A 16013-nucleotide genomic window follows, 5' to 3' on the forward strand; every position below is an offset into this window, starting at 1 on the left:
GATATGTCCTGTTGATATATCTGCCATATTTCTCCGCTCCCAACTCTAGTGAAACCCGCAGCGACGGGCTAGTCCCTGCGGCGATCCGGTTAGGGGGCAAACGCTGGTAAGCCGGGTAATGTTCCGGAAATCAGCAAGAAAGTGGGGATTTATGCGCGCCCCATCGCAAGGAATTTGTCTTCGCGCGCGGTCAATATCGCATCGCGCGACAATTTGGTGAGCGCATCCAGTTCTTCGGCAATCGCATCGCCCAGCGCCGCAATCGCTATGTCGGGTGCGCGGTGGGCACCGCCGACCGGTTCGGGCACGATACGGTCAATGACTTTCAGTACCATTAGGTCCTTGGCCGACATTTTCATCGCTGCCGCTGCGTCCGCCGCCTTATCGGCAGTGCGCCACAAGATCGAGGCGCAACCTTCGGGCGAAATCACCGAATAAACGGCATGTTGGAACATCAGCACACGGTTTGCCGCCGCCAAAGCAATAGCACCGCCCGACCCGCCTTCGCCGACGATCGCGGCGACCATCGGCACGCCCAGCGCGAGGCATTGTTCGGTCGAGCGAGCAATGGCTTCGGCCTGCCCGCGTTCTTCGGCTTGGATACCGGGAAAGGCCCCTGATGTGTCGACCAAAGTCACCACCGGCAGACCAAAACGGTCGGCCAGCTGCATCAGGCGGATCGCTTTGCGATAGCCCTCTGGCTTGGCCATGCCGAAATTATGCTTCATCCGCGATGGAATATCGTCGCCCTTTTCATGGCCGATCACCATCACGCGGCGACCGCGAAAGCGCGCCAGTCCGCCAATAATCGCATGATCATCGCCGAAATTGCGATCCCCGGCCAGCGGCATCCAGTCGTCGAACAATCCCGCGACATAATGTTTGAAATGCGGACGATCGGGGTGGCGCGCGACCTGCGTTTTCTGCCACGGCGTCAGCTTGGTATAAATGTCGCTCAGCATTTTGGCCGATTTGGCCTCCAGCTTGGCAACTTCGGCGTCGATATTGAGCGTAGGGTCGCCGCCCATCTCGCGCAATTCAGCGATTTGCCGGTCTAGCGCGGCAACCTGTTTTTCAAAGTCCAGAAAGGCTGTCATTGCCAAGGCGGTTAAGCTGTCGGGGCGTCAAGGTCAACGTCTGGCAAATCATTAGCCGTCGTATCCATTTGCCCCAACGGGTGACGACGATTGACCAGTTCGACCAAGCGACGGCTGTCGACATGCGTATAGATTTCGGTCGTCGCAATGTCGGCGTGCCCCAGCATCAATTGCAGCGCCCGCAAATCGGCGCCGCCTTCCAGTAAATGGGTCGCAAAGGCGTGGCGCAGGACATGCGGGCTGATCCGCTCGGGCGCGATCCCCGCCCGCGCCGACAGCGCGCGGAGCATCTGGAACAAGCGCACCCGCGATAAATGCGATTTACCCGAAGGGAACAGCCACGGCGATTGGCTGTCACCTAACGCCAGCCAGCGATCAAGCACGACGCGCGCGCGGTCGGACAGCGGGACCAGTCGTTCCTTGTCGCCCTTTCCCCGCACAATCAAATAGGCGCGTTCGCCCGAAACTGCCCGGCGCGGCAGCGACACCAGCTCGGTCGCGCGTAGCCCCGAACCATAGAGCAGCTCAAGCAACAGCAACTGACGCACCGCAGCAGCCGACGGTGCCTCCCCCGCCGCTTCCTCCTCGGCCATCGCAAACAGCCGAGCGACATCGTCATGGGTTAAAATGCGGGGCAACGGTCGCTGCGTCGTTGGCCGCGCCAGTGCCAGCGCGGGGTTGTCCTCGCGGTCCCCTTCGTCGAGCAGAAAAGCGAAAAACTGTCGCAGCGCCGACAATTTCCGTGCCGCGCTGCTGGCCGCAAGAGCTTGATATTCCGCCATAAGCATTCGCAATTTGTCCGCATCAGCAGCGCCAAGGCCGCTAGGCACCCATTCCGCCGCCTGCACAAGGTCGCGGCGATAGGCGGCCAATGTATTGCGAGCCGCGCCCCGCTCGGCAGCCATCATTTCTAGGAACCGATCAATTTGTGCGGCGTCGGATTCCCGCATATCGAAAGCCGTCGTCAGACCCGCACCAGCGCTTCAGCCGCAATCATCCGTGCTTCCGAGGCCAGTCCGACATCGCGCAACGCCCGAACGATATGATAGAGGTGATAGGGCGGCAATTTTGACCAGTCACGGCCCTGCATCCCTGTCGCCACCAGCAAAGCCACCATCGCGGGCTGGCGCTGCTTGGCCGCCGCATCGATGGCGCGCGTCCAGCGCGTCTGCTTGGTCAGATTAACCTCCAGCTCGCGGGCTGCCGCATCGGTGTCCGACGGATCTATACGGCCCAAACCGGCCAGACCGGCCAGCAAAAACTGGCTCCGCACATAATCGGGACTGTCATCTGCTTCGGAAAATTTGTTCACCGCAGAAGCCGACGTGGCTTTGAGCGGACGCGGCAAGCCGACAGCAAGCACGCCCCAGCCACGACTACCCACCGAAACCGTAGGGACCCAGGCCAGTGCGTTGCGATCATAACCGCCAGCCAGCATCGACCCGAGCAGCCAATGAACATCGTCGCCCACATCCGTACCGACAGGCAGCGCCGCTGCTGCGCGCGATGTCGCGACCATGGCGGCATAGCGCGAATCGCTGGTTCCACCGCGACCCCAATATTCCTCCATCGCGGCGAAACGCTCTGGCCCGGTCGCGCTGCCATAGACGCGGCGCAACAGCTGCGCTTCGTCGGTTACGGCGGCGGGGGCACCATCATCGGTTTCGGCGGCCCCGATCAGCGAGATATAGGCCTCCCCCGACAAAACTCCGCGCAGGGCCGCCTGCGGAGCGGCGGCGACCCGGTCGGACATATCTGTCATCGGTGCAAGCACCGTCCAGCCGGTGAAATAGGGCGCGGCGCTGGACCGCAAATTGGCCGGAATCGGTGTTGATGTCGCCGTTGCAAGGCCAAAACGCCAACTGGTCAACCGGTCGATACCATCCCATTGGATCGTCACCGAACGGCGTCCGTTCAGACTTGCGCCCAACACCCGTTCGGCGAGCAACATGTCAAAATTGGACACCCGCTTACCGTTGCGTACCCTGTCAATGGCCGAGCCGGCTGGACCCGGCTCACCCGTTAGTCCCGAGCAAATTCCGTCGGCGAGCCGCCAGCTATCCTCGTCACCATGGCTCAGGCCAGCCGGCACATAAGGGCATAGTCCCGCCGGATCAGCATTGGCCAAATAGACTTGCTGCGCCACGGTAACCAGACGCGGGGTTGCGCGATCCGAATCCACCGACTGGACCAAACGCCGCGCCGCCTGTGCCTCACCCATCCGCAGTAGCAGCGCCGCACGCGCTGCGGTCAAGTCAGCACCGTTGATCGTCTTTGGCGTATCGAGCGCCGACAACATGGCGCGTCGCAGCAATATTTCTGCCCAGCGTGAGGCAATCGGTGCCCGCGTTTTCTGCATGATTGCCGCCGCATAGGCACCGCGCGGCCCCAATGCGTCAGGGGCAAAGCCACCCGTTTCCGGCGTCAAAGGTCCGACACGAGACAGCGAACGCCGCGCCCCGGGCGGCAAATCATAGCGCACCGTGCGTGGCTCTTCGCCCACTTCCTCGTCAGAAGACTCGTCGCCAGGCAACGCCTCAGTGGTCGTGGCAGCGGTCGTTTCCGGTCCTTTTGGGGTCATAGGCGTCGGCACAGGTGAGGCCGACGGCGCCGGAGCTGGCCCCGGCGTCGGGGCCGGTGCAGGCGACGGGGTTGGCGTACCGAATCCTTCAGGAAGCAGCGACTCCTGCGCCAAAGCAGGCAGCACCAGCGCAGCGGTCAAAGCGACCGCAGACAGGCCGAATAATAATGTCTTACGCTGTGTCATTGCGGCGGCGTCAGCTTTCCAAGATCATGGGTCACATCGACCTCAATTGTTTTCATTTCTTTTGGCCCACCAAAATAGGCGAAAATGGCCCAGCCTGCGGCCAGCAACAATGCCAGGGTTATCAATCGTCCCAAAAAACGTCCCATTTATGTTTACCGCCTTCCAGCAATCGCCTTTGCCGATTATCCAAGGCAACGCAAAACCATTGTTCCCTGCTGCGCGGGCGGTATAGCCCCGCCTGACATGACGCGAAACCCGAAAAGCCATTCCAGCGCCCTGCCGGCAACAATCCGTGACCGGTCGATCGTGCTTGTCGGATTGATGGGATCGGGCAAATCGACCGTGGGCCGACGCCTCGCCGCTCGTCTCGGGATGCGATTTGCCGATGCCGACGACGAGATTGAGCACGCAGCGGCGCTGAGTATTGCCGATATTTTCGACCGTTTCGGCGAAGAACATTTTCGCGATGGCGAACGGCGCGTCATTGCGCGGCTATTGTCGGGCAAGCCATTGGTGCTGGCGACCGGCGGCGGCGCCTTTATCAACGATGAAACGCGCGCGCTGATTCTTCGTGACAGTATCTGCGTCTGGCTCGATGCCGACATAGACACGCTGGTCGAGCGCGTTGGTCGTCGCAGCCACCGCCCGCTGCTCAAGGGCCGCGATGCAGGAACCGTGCTGCGCGACCTCGCGGCGATTCGCAATCCCATCTATGCCGAGGCTCATTTGCGCGTCAGTTCCGGTAGCAGTCCGCACGAACATACCGTCCGCGCCATTTTGGAGGCCTTGGCAACATGCACAAAATAACGGTCGAGCTTGGCGAGCGCCGCTATCCCATCATCATAGGGAACGGACTGATTGGCGATTTGGGCCAGCAGATCGCGCCGTTGCTCAATCGGCCCAAAGTTGCACTGATTACCGATTCCCATGTCGCCGACCATCACCTCGCGACCGCGAAAAAAGCACTGGATGCGGCGGATATTACCGTTTCAACATTGGTGCTCGATCCCGGAGAGAGCAGCAAAAGCTGGACCGGTTTGGCACGCGTCACAGAATGGCTGATTGCCGAGGGCGTGGAACGCGGCGACCATGTTGTCGCGCTTGGCGGCGGCGTCATCGGCGATCTGGTCGGATTTGCGTGCAGCATCGTCAAACGCGGCTGTCATTTCATCCAGGTGCCGACGACTTTACTGGCGCAGGTCGACAGCAGCGTTGGCGGCAAGACCGCGATCAACGTCGCGGCGGGCAAGAATCTGATCGGGGCTTTCCACCAACCGGCGCTGGTCGTCATCGACCCCGCCACCCTGTCCACCCTGCCCGCACGCGAACTGCGCGCCGGATACGCCGAAGTCGTCAAATATGGCCTGATCGATGACGCGGACTTTTTTGGCTGGTGCGAGGCAAATGGGAGCGCCTTGCTGGCCGGCGACCGCGCCGCACAGCACCATGCCATCGCCCACAGCGTCACCGCCAAAGCGCGCATCGTCGCCGCCGACGAACGCGAAACGCAAGATGTGCGCGCGCTGCTCAACCTCGGTCACAGCTTTGGTCACGCGCTGGAGGCAGAGACCGGCTATTCGGACAAGCTGCTCCACGGCGAAGCGGTCGCGGCGGGCATGGCGCTTGCTTATGGCTTTTCCGCCGAACAGGGATTGTGCGTCGCCGCCGACGCGCGCCGTGTCGTCGCCCATCTTGCCGCTGTCGGCCTGCCGCATGATCTGGCGAGCGCCGGAGTTCAGGCGACCGGCGCAACGCTGGCCGGTCATATGGCACATGACAAAAAGGTTCGCGGCGGCAAACTGCCGTTGATCCTTTCGCGCGGCATCGGGCAAGCCTTTGTCACCGATGTTTACGGGTTGGATCTGGTGGCCGATTTTCTGGATCGGTAATAGCCGTCTATCTCGCTGGTTTAGTGTGCGGCCTTGCTGGCGCGTCGCCGTTCGCGCAGCGATTCCAAGACACTGGCGGCCTGTCGTCCCGCACCGGGATGGAAACGATGGTCCATGCCCGCGCTGACATCGCCTTCGCTAATCTGAGCATCGAGGCGCGCGCTGTCGAGCTGGCGTAGCGCCATTTCTATATCCTCGATTTCGGCGGGGTCGACGTCAAGCTGTTGCAAGGCCGCCAAACCCAACGCAATCGAGCTTTCAAACGCTTCGCGCACCGTTGCGGTCAATCCCGCGCCATCAACCGCCAGCAACTGACGCCGGTCATAAACCCGCGCCAGCACCCGCGCATCGGGAAAGGCCTCGACAACCGGCCGCAAGGCGTCGGCATCCATGGTCCGGTCATCGATGCAAAATATGATGAGCCGCGCTTCTTCGGCCCCCGCGCGGCGCAGCAGGTCGAGCCGCAGCCCGTCGCCAAAATAGACTTTGGTGTCGAACCGGCCCGACAGCTCGATCTGGCTGGGCTTTTTATCGATCAGCGTCACCGAACAGTCGACCGCGTGCATCATTTGCGCCACGATCTGCCCGAACCGGCCATGCCCGACAATGATGGCCGACCCGCGCGGAGCCGAATCGGGGCCTTCCATTTCGGCACCATCGCGGTCGGGGGCAAATTCCAGGTTGCGGGCGAACAGCATCAGGAACGGCGTCGTCACCATCGACAGCGTCACCACCGCGCTGAACAGGCTGGCCGCCTCTGGCGCAATCAGCAGCGCGTCGGACGCTTGTGTGAACAACAGGAAGCCGAATTCACCGCCCTGACTGAGCAGCAATCCTAGCCCGAGCGCCGCTTTCCACGACATGCCGAAAAGACGCGCAACCCCGGTCAACACCGTCAGTTTGACCGCGACCAAGCCCAATGCCAGCCCGAGGATCAGCAACGGGCGAGACATGACGACGTCAAGGTCGAGCACCATACCAACGGCCAGGAAAAACAACCCGAGCAGGATGAGGCGGAAGGGTTCGACATCGGCCTCTATCTCGTGCCGATAGGGAGAGTCGGCCAGCATCACGCCCGCGACAAAAGCGCCCAGCGCGGTCGACAAATGCAGGCTGTGCATCAACGCAGCGCTCGCCAATACGGTGAGCAGCCCGACGACGACAAATAATTCGCGCTCGCCATAACGCCCGACAAGGCGGAGCAGCGGATTGAGGATGAAGCGCCCCGCCAACACCAGTCCAGCAATAGCCGCCACGGTATAAATCGCCATCAGCCAGCCCGGCGGGGCCGAGGCGTCGGCGGGGGCACGCGACAGCGCGGCGACGATGGTAATCATCGGCACGATGGCCAGATCCTGAAACAGCAGGATCGAAAAGGCTTTTTCCCCAAAAGGCGAATTGATCCGGCCCGACGCCTTCATGCCGGGCAACACCTGCGCCGTCGATGACAAGGCCAGCGGCAGCCCGAGCGCCAGCGCCGCCTGCCAGCTGAACCCCAGAAAGGCGAGGATCAGGGCGGTCAAAATCAGGCCGGTAACGACCACCTGTACCAAGCCCAATCCGAAAATGGCGCGGCGCAATTCCCACAAACGACGCGGGTGCAATTCCAGCCCGACGAGGAACAACAGAAAAGCGATGCCCAGTTCGGCAAAGGCCAGCTTTGATTCGCCGCCGCCGACCAGCGCCAGCCCGTGCGGCCCGACCAATGCCCCCGCAATCAAATAGCCCAGCACCGCGCCCAAGCCGAGACGGCGAAAAATAAGCACGAACAACGTCGCCACACCCAACAGGATCGCAGCTTCGACCAACATCACTTGCGTCGGATTTTCGGCCGTTGCGGCGACAGCGGCGACCAATAAGCTCATGCAGACACCGCCGGTTGCGGCCCGCCGAGCGCCTTTATCGCCGCGTCAAAGGGCAGCAGAATCGCCCCATGCCGCGCCGGAAAGTCGCGCGCCGGAGCGAGCAGAGCAAAGCCCGGCCAGTCGGGCACATCGGAGCCGCCGCCAAACCAATCGGCGATGGCGGCGCGCGTGGCGGCAATCTCTGCCAGTGACCGTCCCTCCGCATGGCGTGCAAACAATGTCGCAGCCGCCTGCCCCAAAGCGCACGCCTCGACCTTCATGCCGACCCGCGTCACCTGTCCCGCCGCGTCGCGGTCGAGATCCAGATGGATGCGGCTGCCGCATAAGGGCGCGCGGACATCGGCGGATAGCGACGTGTCACTCAGTGGCGGAAAGTCGGCGCTCGCCACCGCCAGCGCCAATATGTCGCGATTATATAGTGGCGCCGTCATGACGCTTTTTTCGCGGGCGTTGCTTCTTCTGGTGGATCTTCATCAGCCTCGCGCGCTTCTTTGCGCCGCTCGGCAATAATCTCGCTCGCCGCTGCGCTGGTCGCGCTGAGCGCCGGATAGGTGCGACTGCCCGTCACCCAGGCCGGCTGCGCCTGTTTGCCATAGCCAATATCATAGAGCAAAGTCAGCGTCATAAAGCCGATCGTCGCCAGCAACAGGCCTTTGATCGCGCCAAAACCCGCACCCAGCCCACGGTCGAACCCGCCGATCAACGACCGGCGGCTGCGATCGCCGATCGAGCGCGATATCCATTTCCCGAGGAAGAACACCACCCCGAACAGCAAAACAAAGCTGAGCATCGCGGCCCCGCCTTCGGACCCGACCCGACCCGTAATCGCATTGCTGACCGGCGCGTGAAACAAGCGCACCGCCGCAATCGCCAACACCCAGGCGAGCAAGCTCAACACTTCCTGCACCAACCCGCGTGAGAATCCCAATATCGCGCCGCCACCGACCAACGTCAGCACGACAATATCCAAAGCCGTCAAACTACCCATAAGGGCTGCGCTAATCGCGACCGAGCATCAGGTCAACGAGTTCGCCAAGCCGCTCGAAACCCGTGACCGAAATTCCGCCGACCGATTTCATGCCCTTCGGACCCCAAGCCTTGGAAAAACCAAGCTTTGCCGCCTCACGCAGCCGCAGCGGAGCATGGGCAACCGGACGCACTTCGCCCGACAGCGATACCTCGCCAAAACCGATGCTGTCGGCGGGCACCGGTCGCTCGGTAAAAGCCGACACCAGCGCCGCCGCCACCGCCAGATCGGCAGCGGGGTCGGTCAGCCGATAGCCACCGGCAATATTCAGATACACCTCAGCCGACGTCATCGACAGGCCGCATCGCGCCTCCAGCACCGCCAAGATCATCGCCAGCCGTCCGCTGTCCCATCCGACAACCGCACGGCGCGGTGTCGCCCCGCTCGCCAATCGCACCGTCAACGCTTGCACTTCGACCAGCACCGGTCGCGTGCCTTCCAGCGCCGGAAACACCACCGCGCCCGGCACATCGCGGCTGCGGTTGGTCAAAAACAGACTCGACGGGTTAGCCACCTCGCTCAGCCCGCTTTCTTCCATCGAGAAGACGCCGATTTCATCGGTGCCGCCAAAACGGTTCTTGACCGCGCGCAAAATGCGATACTGATGACTGCGCTCGCCCTCAAACGCCAGCACCGTATCGACCATATGCTCCAGCACACGCGGCCCCGCGATGCTGCCATCTTTGGTCACATGGCCGACCAGCACCAGCGCACAATGGCTGTCCTTGGCAAAGCGGATAAGCTCTTGCGCGCTGGCTCGCACCTGACTCACCGTCCCCGGCGCGCCCTCGATCAGGTCGCTGTGCATCGTCTGGATCGAATCGATGACCAGAAAGTCAGGCGTCGCCGCACCGTCGAGCGTCGCCAATATGTCGCGCACCGATGTCGCGCTGGCGAGTAACACTTTGGCCGCGCCCAGACCCAGCCGTTGCGCGCGAAGCCGCACCTGCGCCGCCGCTTCTTCGCCGCTGATATAGACGACCGACTTGCCCGACAGCGCCAGCCGCCCCGCCGCTTGTAACAGCAAGGTCGATTTGCCGATCCCCGGATCGCCGCCGATCAGTGTCGCCGACCCCGCCACAAAGCCGCCACCCAGCGCGCGATCAAATTCGGCGATGCCGCACGCCATGCGGTCGGGCAGCGGAACATCGGAATCGAGCGTCTCCAACGCAATTTTCCGTCCGCCCGCGCGCAGATTATGTTTGGCCGAAAACACCGTTTCTGCGGCCTCTTCGACCAAAGTGTTCCATTCGGCACAATCGTCGCACTGCCCCTGCCAGCGATAGGCGACAGTCCCGCAATTCTGACAGACATATTGACGTTTTGCTTTGGCCATGCGGCTTCTATATTCAGAACAAATACGGAACGCCAGCGGTTTCTGACGCCGTCATGACGACGAAGCAAGGCCCGATAGTGTAGTTTTTCCTATCATTGTTCTAAGGCGGTCAGGAGCACCCGAATCGCCCTAATGAAGGAACGCACCCCACCATGAAATTCTTTGCCGACACCGCCGAAATCGCCGACATCAAGGAATTGGCCGCGACCGGCCTGCTCGATGGCGTCACCACCAACCCGTCGCTGATCGCCAAGTCGGGTCGTGATTTCATGGAAGTCACCAAAGAAATCTGCGCGCTGACCGATGGGCCTGTGTCGGCCGAAGTCGTCGCGCTCGACCACGCAACGATGATGAAAGAGGCCGAAGTCCTCCGCAAGATCGCCGACAATGTCTGCATCAAGGTGCCACTGACCATCGACGGCCTGAAAACCTGCAAGGCGCTGACCGGCGAGGGCACGATGGTCAATGTCACGCTCTGCTTCTCGGCGAACCAGGCGCTGCTCGCGGCCAAGGCCGGCGCGACATTTGTTTCGCCCTTCGTCGGGCGTCATGACGACAATGGGTTTGACGGGATGCAGCTAATCGCCGACATCCGGCTCATCTATGACAATTACGCCTATCGCACCGAAATCCTCGTCGCCAGCGTCCGCCACGGGATGCATGTGCTGGAAGCCGCCAAGATCGGCGCAGATGTGATGACCGCGCCGCCCGCCGTCATTAAGGGATTGTTCAAGCATATATTGACCGACAAGGGCATCGAAGGCTTCCTCGCCGATTGGGCCAAGACCGGTCAGTCGATCAGCTGAAGCACTGACGGCCTGCTTAGGCCAGGTGAGCCTTCACCCACTGCTTTGAAATGATGATCCGTTGCATCTCGTTGGTGCCTTCGGCGATGCACAGGAAAATGGCGTCGCGGTATAGCCGTTCGACGTCATATTCCTTCGAATAGCCATAACCGCCAAAAATCCGCATCGCTTCTTGGCTGTTGCTCACCGCTGCTTCTGATGCGAAATATTTGGCCATTCCGGCTTCCAGATCGCAGCGGTCGCCGCGATCATAGGCAGCGGCGGCATCAAAGGTCAAAAGCCCGCGGCGCGCGCGCGTGTCACCATGTCGCCGATCTTCAGTTGGATCGCCTGATGCTCGGCAATCGGCTTGCCCATGGTTTCGCGCACTTGCGCATATTCGGTCGCCAGCCTCAGCGCGCCCTCGGCGACTCCAACCCCGCGCGCCGCAACATTGATCCGCCCAAGTTCCAGCCCGCCGGTCGCCTGAAAGAACCCCTGCCCTTCGACCTCACCGATCAGATGGTCGGCGGGAATTCGATAATTGTCGAAAATCAGCTCGGCTGTGTCGATGGCATTATAGCCCAGTTTCTTGAACTTCTTGCCGGTGGTAAACCCCTCGCCCTTGGGCGCGATCATGAGGCTCATGCCCGTATAACGCGGATCGGCTTTGGCATCGGTTTTGACCAGCAGTGCAAAGCAACTGCCGTTCAAACCGTTCGAAATCCAGGTTTTGGTGCCATTGATGACATAATCGTCACCGTCACGCGCGGCGGTGGTGCGGATCGCCTGCAAATCGGTTCCGGCATTGGGCTCGGTCAGCGCCAGCCCGCCGCGAATGGCGCCGTTGGCGAATTGCGGCAGCCAATGGTCGCGCTGTGCCGCCGTGCCAAATCGCTCGACCGCGCTCGCCATAATCAGGTGCGAATTGAGAATGCCGGTAATCGCCACCCAGTGCGAAGAAATCAGCGCGACAATCTTGGCATAAGTGACCGCCGGCAGCCCCAGCCCGCCATAATCCTGACCAATGGTCGCACCGAACAACCCCATCTCGGCCATCTGATGGACGATCTCTTCGGGCCAGACATCGTCATGGTCATATTTTTGGACGACCGGGCGCACTTCTTTGTCGACCCATTTCTGGATCGCGTCGAGCAAGGCAACTTCTTAATCGGCATCAATGGTCCGCTGCGGCGGCATATGCTGGTTCGCCATGGGCGTTCCCCTTTTCCCTTCCTCACCTAAGCCGGTTGACGTGGACGTCAACTTCGTTCGATAGCGGATGCGGTGATAGTGTGACCGCAAATAGCGGGTCGTCTTCAGGAGAATATGCATGTCCGAAACCGCCGCGCCCGCCGTGCTGACCGAACGACGCGGGCATATCCTGCTCGTCACGCTGAACCGGCCCGAAGCGCGCAATGCGGTCAATGCCGCGCTGCATGTGGGGCTGGGCACCGCGCTGGAGGAGGCCGAGAGCGACCCCGAAATTCGCGTGGTGATTATCACCGGTGCGGGTGACAAAAGCTTTTGCGCGGGGGCTGATCTGGTGGCGCTGTCGCGTGGCGAATTGCTCGCGCCCGCCGATAAGACGCAACAGGCATGGGGCTTTGGCGGGATGGTCCAACATCCGATTTCAAAACCGATTATCGCGGCGGTCAACGGCTTTGCCCTGGGCGGAGGATGCGAGATTGCTTTGATGAGCGACCTGATCGTCGCCGCCGATCACGCCCGCTTTGGCCTGCCAGAGGTTAAGGTCGGCCTGTTCGCCGCAGCAGGCGGTGCGTTCCGTCTTGTCCAGCAATTGCCGCGCAAACTGGCGATGGAATATATGCTGACCGGCGAAATGTTTACAGCCCAGCGCGCGGCGGAGATGGGACTAGTCAATGCAGTGGTTCCGCTCGACCAGTTGCTCGACACCGCCTTTGCGCTGGCCGAAAAAATCGCGGCCAATGCGCCGCTGTCGGTGCAGACATCCAAACGTGTGGCACTGGGGATAGAGGATGGCACCATCGCCAGCGATGCGACTTTCTGGGCCGCAAACACCCGCGAACGCACCCAGTTGATGCAATCGGAGGACGCGCGCGAAGGCCCGCGCGCCTTCGCCGAAAAGCGCAGCCCGGTGTGGAAGGCACGCTGAGTCATGGCGATGACAGATCCCGAACGCGTCCCCGTTATCATCGGCGTCGGACAGTTGAACGATCGCCCCGACGATCCGGACAAAGGCCTCAATTCGCTGGGGTTGATGGTCGAGGCACTGTTCATTGCAGAGGCCGACGTCGGCACGCCACTCCTGACCGAACTCGACAGCCTCGCCATCGTCGACCAGATCAGTTTTCGCGCGCTCGGCAATTTATGCGCGCCGCTCGCCGCCGCCATCGGGGCCAGTCCATCGGTCAATTACCAGTCCGAAGCACCGCATGGCGACACCCCGATCCGCCTGCTCAACGAAGCTGCGAACCGCATCGGCGCGGGCGAGATAAGCCTCGCAGCCGTGGTCGGCGGCGAAGCGCTGCGCACGGCGGCGGGCCGCGCCGCGCGCCAAGCGTCAGGCGAAGACAAGAGCTATAACGCAGTGCGCGCCGTGTCACAGCGCCGCGACCCCAGCTATGCAAAGCAACATGGCCTATCGGCGCCGGTCGACATTTATCCGCTATACGAAAATGCCGGTCGCGCCGCCTATGGGCAGAGCCTGACCGAGGCGCAGGATGAAAGCGCCGCCATCTGGACGCAATTTTCCGAAGTCGCCGCCGCCAATGACGGGGCGTGGATACGACGTCCCAGTAGCCCCAAGGACATATTGACGGTCTCCCCGCGCAACCGCGCCATTGCCTTTCCCTATAACAAGCTGATGGTCGCCAACAGCTCGGTCAATCAGGGCGCGGGCTTCATTATCGCCAGTCTGGCCGAGGCGCGGCGGCGCGGAGTGGCCGAATCGCGGATGATCTATGTCGGCATGGGCGCGGCGGCCAAGGAACCCGCGAGCATCCTCGCCCGCGACCGCTTTGACCGCAGCGTCAGCATGGACACCAGCATCCAACAAACGCTGAACCTCAACGCCCTGACAGTCGATGACCTTGATCTGGTCGAGCTATACAGCTGCTTCCCCTGCGTTCCAAAAATGGCGCGGCGCACGCTGGGCTGGCCGGTCGACAAGCCCGCGACCGTCTTTGGCGGGCTAACCTTTGGCGGCGGACCGATCGCCAATTATATGAGCCATGCCGTCGTCTCTATGGTCGACCGGCTGCGTTTTTCCGGACGCTTTGGTTTTTTGTTCGCGAATGGCGGCTATGCCACCGACAATCATTGCATCGTCCTGGGGAGCGAGCCAATTGCCGCCGCCAGTTTTCCGCAAGATTTCGACTATCAGGCCGAAGCCGACGCGCTGCGCGATTCCGTGCCGGATCTGGTGCAGGATTATAGCGGTCCCGCGACAATCGAAACCTATACCATCTTCTATGCCCGCGATGGCGCGCCCAAAGGCGGGGTCATTGTCGCACAGACCCCCGATGGCGCCCGAACGCTAGCGCATGTCGATGTGGGCGATGCCGTGATGGTCGCCTTCCTGACCGACGGCGCGGTAGAACCTGTGGGCACAGCGGGACAGATTGTGGTGCTGGATGAAGGCTATGGCTGGCGGGCGCCCTAACCAATCTCGAACGACACCCCCTGTGCCAGCGGCAGGGCATCCGAATAATTGATCGTATTGGTCGCGCGGCGCATATAGGCTTTCCATGCATCGGAGCCTGACTCGCGCCCGCCGCCGGTTTCCTTTTCACCGCCAAACGCTCCGCCGATTTCAGCCCCCGATGTGCCGATATTGACGTTGCTGATCCCGCAGTCGGATCCATTGACGGCCAGAAAGCGCTCCGCCTCGCGCAGGTCGCGGGTAAAGATCGCCGACGACAGACCCGCAGCAACCGCATTATGCTCTGCAATGGCGGCGTCGAAATCGGTGTAGCGCATGACATAGAGAATCGGCGCAAACGTCTCCTGCAACACCGGCCCCACTTGCGTCGGCATTTCGACCAGCGCCGGGCGCACATAATAGGCCCCCTCACCAATGCCGTCGCCCGTCACCCGCTCGCCGCCCTGCACATGCCCGCCTTCCATCGCGGCCACCTTCAGCGCAGCCTGCATCGCATCGAACGCCGCACCGTCGATCAACGGCCCGACCAGAGCGTCACTGGTCAACGGGTTGCCCACCGACACGCTGGCAAAGGCCGCCTTCAGGCGCGGCACAAAGGCGTCGTAAATGTCGCTATGAACGAACAGACGGCGCGTCGAGGTGCACCGTTGTCCCGCCGTTCCCATCGCGCCAAAGGCGACAGCGCGCAACGCCAGATCCTGATCGGCGGACGGGCAGACAATCGCACCATTATTGCCGCCCAGTTCCAATATCGCGCGGGCAAAGCGTGATGCCAGTCGCGGCGCCACGGCGCGACCCATGCGCGTCGATCCGGTCGCCGAAACCAGCGCCACACGGGTATCATCGACCAGCGCCTCGCCGACCGCGCGGTCCCCGATCAGCGTCTGCGACAATCCGGCGGGCGCGGCGCCAAACCGCGCCACCGCACGCGCAAACACCGCTTGCACAGCGATTGCCGTCAGCGGCGTCTTTTCCGATGGTTTCCACACCACCGCATTGCCGCATACCAGCGCCAGTGCGGCATTCCACGCCCACACCGCCACCGGAAAGTTGAACGCCGAAATCACCCCGATGACGCCCAGCGGGTGCCAGCTTTCCATCATCCGGTGCCCCGGCCGTTCGGTCGCAATCGTCAGTCCGTAAAGCTGACGCGACAACCCGACGGCAAAGTCGCAAATGTCGATCATTTCCTGCACTTCGCCCGCGCCTTCGGACGGGATTTTACCGGCCTCTATTGTCACCAGCCGCGCCAGATCATCCTTGGCAGCGCGCAATTCCTCGCCCCATAGCCGCACCAGCTCGCCGCGTTGGGGTCCGGGAACCTGCCGCCATTCGGCAAACGCCGCCTGCGCGCGGGACAGGCATTGGTTGATAGCGGCAGCATCGCTATTGTGTGTGCGCGCAATCTCTTCGCCGCTTATCGGGCTGTTCGACACCCTGTCGCCACCGGTCCAGTCGCTCCGCTTCACCCCCAGTGAATCGAGCAATTGCGCCAGTTCTTTGCCCAAATCGGCCATGTAAATTCCTTTCACACCGGTCACACCGGTCACACCGGTCTTTGCACCTTGCTGTCGGGCGATTATCGCACCACAATCAAAAGA

General features: G+C 62.0%; 16 protein-coding genes. 5 read left to right on the forward strand and 11 right to left on the reverse strand.

Annotation, left to right across the window (positions count from 1 at the left end; genetic code table 11):
* Positions 1–149 precede the first annotated feature (149 nt).
* Genes ACR3XE_RS11985 through ACR3XE_RS12000 form a run of 4 tightly spaced genes read right to left on the reverse strand, consistent with a single transcriptional unit; the run spans position 150 to position 4010 of the window.
* Positions 150–1097 carry an acetyl-CoA carboxylase carboxyltransferase subunit alpha gene (locus ACR3XE_RS11985; protein WP_473699966.1) on the reverse strand — a complete coding sequence of 316 codons (948 nt, stop codon included), beginning with the start codon at positions 1095–1097 and terminating at the stop codon, positions 150–152.
* An 11-nt stretch (positions 1098–1108) separates the two neighbouring features.
* Positions 1109–2047 carry a tyrosine recombinase gene (locus ACR3XE_RS11990; RefSeq protein ID WP_473699965.1) on the reverse strand — a complete coding sequence of 313 codons (939 nt, stop codon included), beginning with the start codon at positions 2045–2047 and terminating at the stop codon, positions 1109–1111.
* 14 nt (positions 2048–2061) lie between these two features.
* A complete protein-coding gene (locus ACR3XE_RS11995; RefSeq protein WP_486185764.1) occupies positions 2062–3864 on the reverse strand; it encodes a hypothetical protein in 1803 nt (600 codons plus the stop codon).
* Positions 3861–4010: a hypothetical protein gene (locus ACR3XE_RS12000; RefSeq protein ID WP_473699962.1), complete on the reverse strand. Its 150-nt coding sequence runs from the start codon at positions 4008–4010 to the stop codon at positions 3861–3863. The genes ACR3XE_RS11995 and ACR3XE_RS12000 overlap by 4 nt, the downstream gene beginning before the upstream one ends.
* A 97-nt stretch (positions 4011–4107) precedes the next feature.
* Here ACR3XE_RS12000 and ACR3XE_RS12005 point away from each other — a divergent pair, with 97 nt between their 5' ends.
* Both ACR3XE_RS12005 and aroB read left to right on the forward strand, forming a co-directional pair.
* Complete coding sequence (locus ACR3XE_RS12005; RefSeq protein ID WP_473699961.1) at positions 4108–4671, forward strand: shikimate kinase; 564 nt, start codon at positions 4108–4110, stop codon at positions 4669–4671.
* The gene (aroB, locus tag ACR3XE_RS12010) at positions 4659–5753 is read left to right on the forward strand and encodes a 3-dehydroquinate synthase (RefSeq protein ID WP_486185765.1); all 1095 of its coding nucleotides are present in this window, start codon (positions 4659–4661) and stop codon (positions 5751–5753) included. Before ACR3XE_RS12005 ends, aroB begins: the two co-directional genes overlap by 13 nt.
* 20 nt (positions 5754–5773) lie before the next feature.
* Here aroB and ACR3XE_RS12015 read toward each other — a convergent pair whose 3' ends face one another.
* Genes ACR3XE_RS12015 through radA form a run of 4 tightly spaced genes read right to left on the reverse strand, consistent with a single transcriptional unit; the run spans position 5774 to position 9981 of the window.
* Entirely contained in the window at positions 5774–7618 is a 1845-nt protein-coding gene (locus tag ACR3XE_RS12015) for a cation:proton antiporter domain-containing protein (RefSeq protein ID WP_486185766.1), read from the reverse strand.
* Positions 7615–8049: an iron-sulfur cluster assembly scaffold protein gene (locus tag ACR3XE_RS12020; RefSeq protein ID WP_473699960.1), complete on the reverse strand. Its 435-nt coding sequence runs from the start codon at positions 8047–8049 to the stop codon at positions 7615–7617. Before ACR3XE_RS12020 ends, ACR3XE_RS12015 begins: the two co-directional genes overlap by 4 nt.
* Positions 8046–8606 (reverse strand): CvpA family protein, encoded by a 561-nt coding sequence (locus tag ACR3XE_RS12025; protein WP_473699959.1) that lies wholly within the window; start codon positions 8604–8606, stop codon positions 8046–8048. The genes ACR3XE_RS12020 and ACR3XE_RS12025 overlap by 4 nt, the downstream gene beginning before the upstream one ends.
* Positions 8607–8616: 10 nt before the next feature.
* Positions 8617–9981 carry a DNA repair protein RadA gene (gene radA, locus ACR3XE_RS12030; RefSeq protein WP_473699958.1) on the reverse strand — a complete coding sequence of 455 codons (1365 nt, stop codon included), beginning with the start codon at positions 9979–9981 and terminating at the stop codon, positions 8617–8619.
* 152 nt (positions 9982–10133) lie between these two features.
* Between radA and fsa the strand changes: the two genes are divergently transcribed.
* Entirely contained in the window at positions 10134–10787 is a 654-nt protein-coding gene (fsa, locus tag ACR3XE_RS12035) for a fructose-6-phosphate aldolase (protein WP_473699957.1), read from the forward strand.
* A 16-nt stretch (positions 10788–10803) separates the two neighbouring features.
* Here the strand turns inward: fsa and ACR3XE_RS12040 are convergent, their stop codons facing one another.
* Both ACR3XE_RS12040 and ACR3XE_RS12045 read right to left on the reverse strand, forming a co-directional pair.
* On the reverse strand, positions 10804–11064 hold the full coding sequence (locus ACR3XE_RS12040; RefSeq protein WP_473699956.1) for an acyl-CoA dehydrogenase family protein: 261 nt from the start codon (positions 11062–11064) through the stop codon (positions 10804–10806).
* A complete protein-coding gene (locus tag ACR3XE_RS12045) occupies positions 11061–11924 on the reverse strand; it encodes an acyl-CoA dehydrogenase family protein (protein WP_473699955.1) in 864 nt (287 codons plus the stop codon). Before ACR3XE_RS12045 ends, ACR3XE_RS12040 begins: the two co-directional genes overlap by 4 nt.
* A 175-nt stretch (positions 11925–12099) precedes the next feature.
* Between ACR3XE_RS12045 and ACR3XE_RS12050 the strand changes: the two genes are divergently transcribed.
* Together ACR3XE_RS12050 and ACR3XE_RS12055 are read left to right on the forward strand one after the other, a co-directional pair.
* Positions 12100–12903: a crotonase/enoyl-CoA hydratase family protein gene (locus tag ACR3XE_RS12050; protein WP_473699954.1), complete on the forward strand. Its 804-nt coding sequence runs from the start codon at positions 12100–12102 to the stop codon at positions 12901–12903.
* Positions 12904–12906: 3 nt separating this feature from the next.
* Positions 12907–14412 (forward strand): acetyl-CoA acetyltransferase, encoded by a 1506-nt coding sequence (locus ACR3XE_RS12055; protein WP_473699953.1) that lies wholly within the window; start codon positions 12907–12909, stop codon positions 14410–14412.
* On the opposite strand, the gene amaB is transcribed toward ACR3XE_RS12055, so the two are convergent.
* The gene (amaB, locus tag ACR3XE_RS12060; protein ID WP_473699952.1) at positions 14409–15929 is read right to left on the reverse strand and encodes an L-piperidine-6-carboxylate dehydrogenase; all 1521 of its coding nucleotides are present in this window, start codon (positions 15927–15929) and stop codon (positions 14409–14411) included. The two genes, ACR3XE_RS12055 and amaB, sit on opposite strands and share 4 nt — an antisense overlap.
* Between the last annotated feature and the right edge of the window lie 84 nt (positions 15930–16013).

This window comes from Sphingopyxis sp. 10G20-10 (assembly GCF_057365075.1).

What these genes read in the sequence shown, in the direction of transcription:
- ACR3XE_RS12000 (WP_473699962.1), bottom strand. Translation starts at nt 4,010, where the DNA reads ATGGGACGTTTTTTGGGACGATTGATAACCCTGGCATTGTTGCTGGCC.
- ACR3XE_RS12055 (WP_473699953.1), top strand. Translation starts at nt 12,907, where the DNA reads ATGGCGATGACAGATCCCGAACGCGTCCCCGTTATCATCGGCGTCGGA.
- ACR3XE_RS11990 (WP_473699965.1), bottom strand. Translation starts at nt 2,047, where the DNA reads ATGCGGGAATCCGACGCCGCACAAATTGATCGGTTCCTAGAAATGATG.
- ACR3XE_RS11985 (WP_473699966.1), bottom strand. Translation starts at nt 1,097, where the DNA reads ATGACAGCCTTTCTGGACTTTGAAAAACAGGTTGCCGCGCTAGACCGG.
- ACR3XE_RS12020 (WP_473699960.1), bottom strand. Translation starts at nt 8,049, where the DNA reads ATGACGGCGCCACTATATAATCGCGACATATTGGCGCTGGCGGTGGCG.
- ACR3XE_RS12005 (WP_473699961.1), top strand. Translation starts at nt 4,108, where the DNA reads ATGACGCGAAACCCGAAAAGCCATTCCAGCGCCCTGCCGGCAACAATC.
- aroB (WP_486185765.1), top strand. Translation starts at nt 4,659, where the DNA reads ATGCACAAAATAACGGTCGAGCTTGGCGAGCGCCGCTATCCCATCATC.
- ACR3XE_RS12025 (WP_473699959.1), bottom strand. Translation starts at nt 8,606, where the DNA reads ATGGGTAGTTTGACGGCTTTGGATATTGTCGTGCTGACGTTGGTCGGT.
- fsa (WP_473699957.1), top strand. Translation starts at nt 10,134, where the DNA reads ATGAAATTCTTTGCCGACACCGCCGAAATCGCCGACATCAAGGAATTG.
- radA (WP_473699958.1), bottom strand. Translation starts at nt 9,981, where the DNA reads ATGGCCAAAGCAAAACGTCAATATGTCTGTCAGAATTGCGGGACTGTC.
- ACR3XE_RS12015 (WP_486185766.1), bottom strand. Translation starts at nt 7,618, where the DNA reads ATGAGCTTATTGGTCGCCGCTGTCGCCGCAACGGCCGAAAATCCGACG.
- ACR3XE_RS11995 (WP_486185764.1), bottom strand. Translation starts at nt 3,864, where the DNA reads ATGACACAGCGTAAGACATTATTATTCGGCCTGTCTGCGGTCGCTTTG.
- ACR3XE_RS12050 (WP_473699954.1), top strand. Translation starts at nt 12,100, where the DNA reads ATGTCCGAAACCGCCGCGCCCGCCGTGCTGACCGAACGACGCGGGCAT.
- amaB (WP_473699952.1), bottom strand. Translation starts at nt 15,929, where the DNA reads ATGGCCGATTTGGGCAAAGAACTGGCGCAATTGCTCGATTCACTGGGG.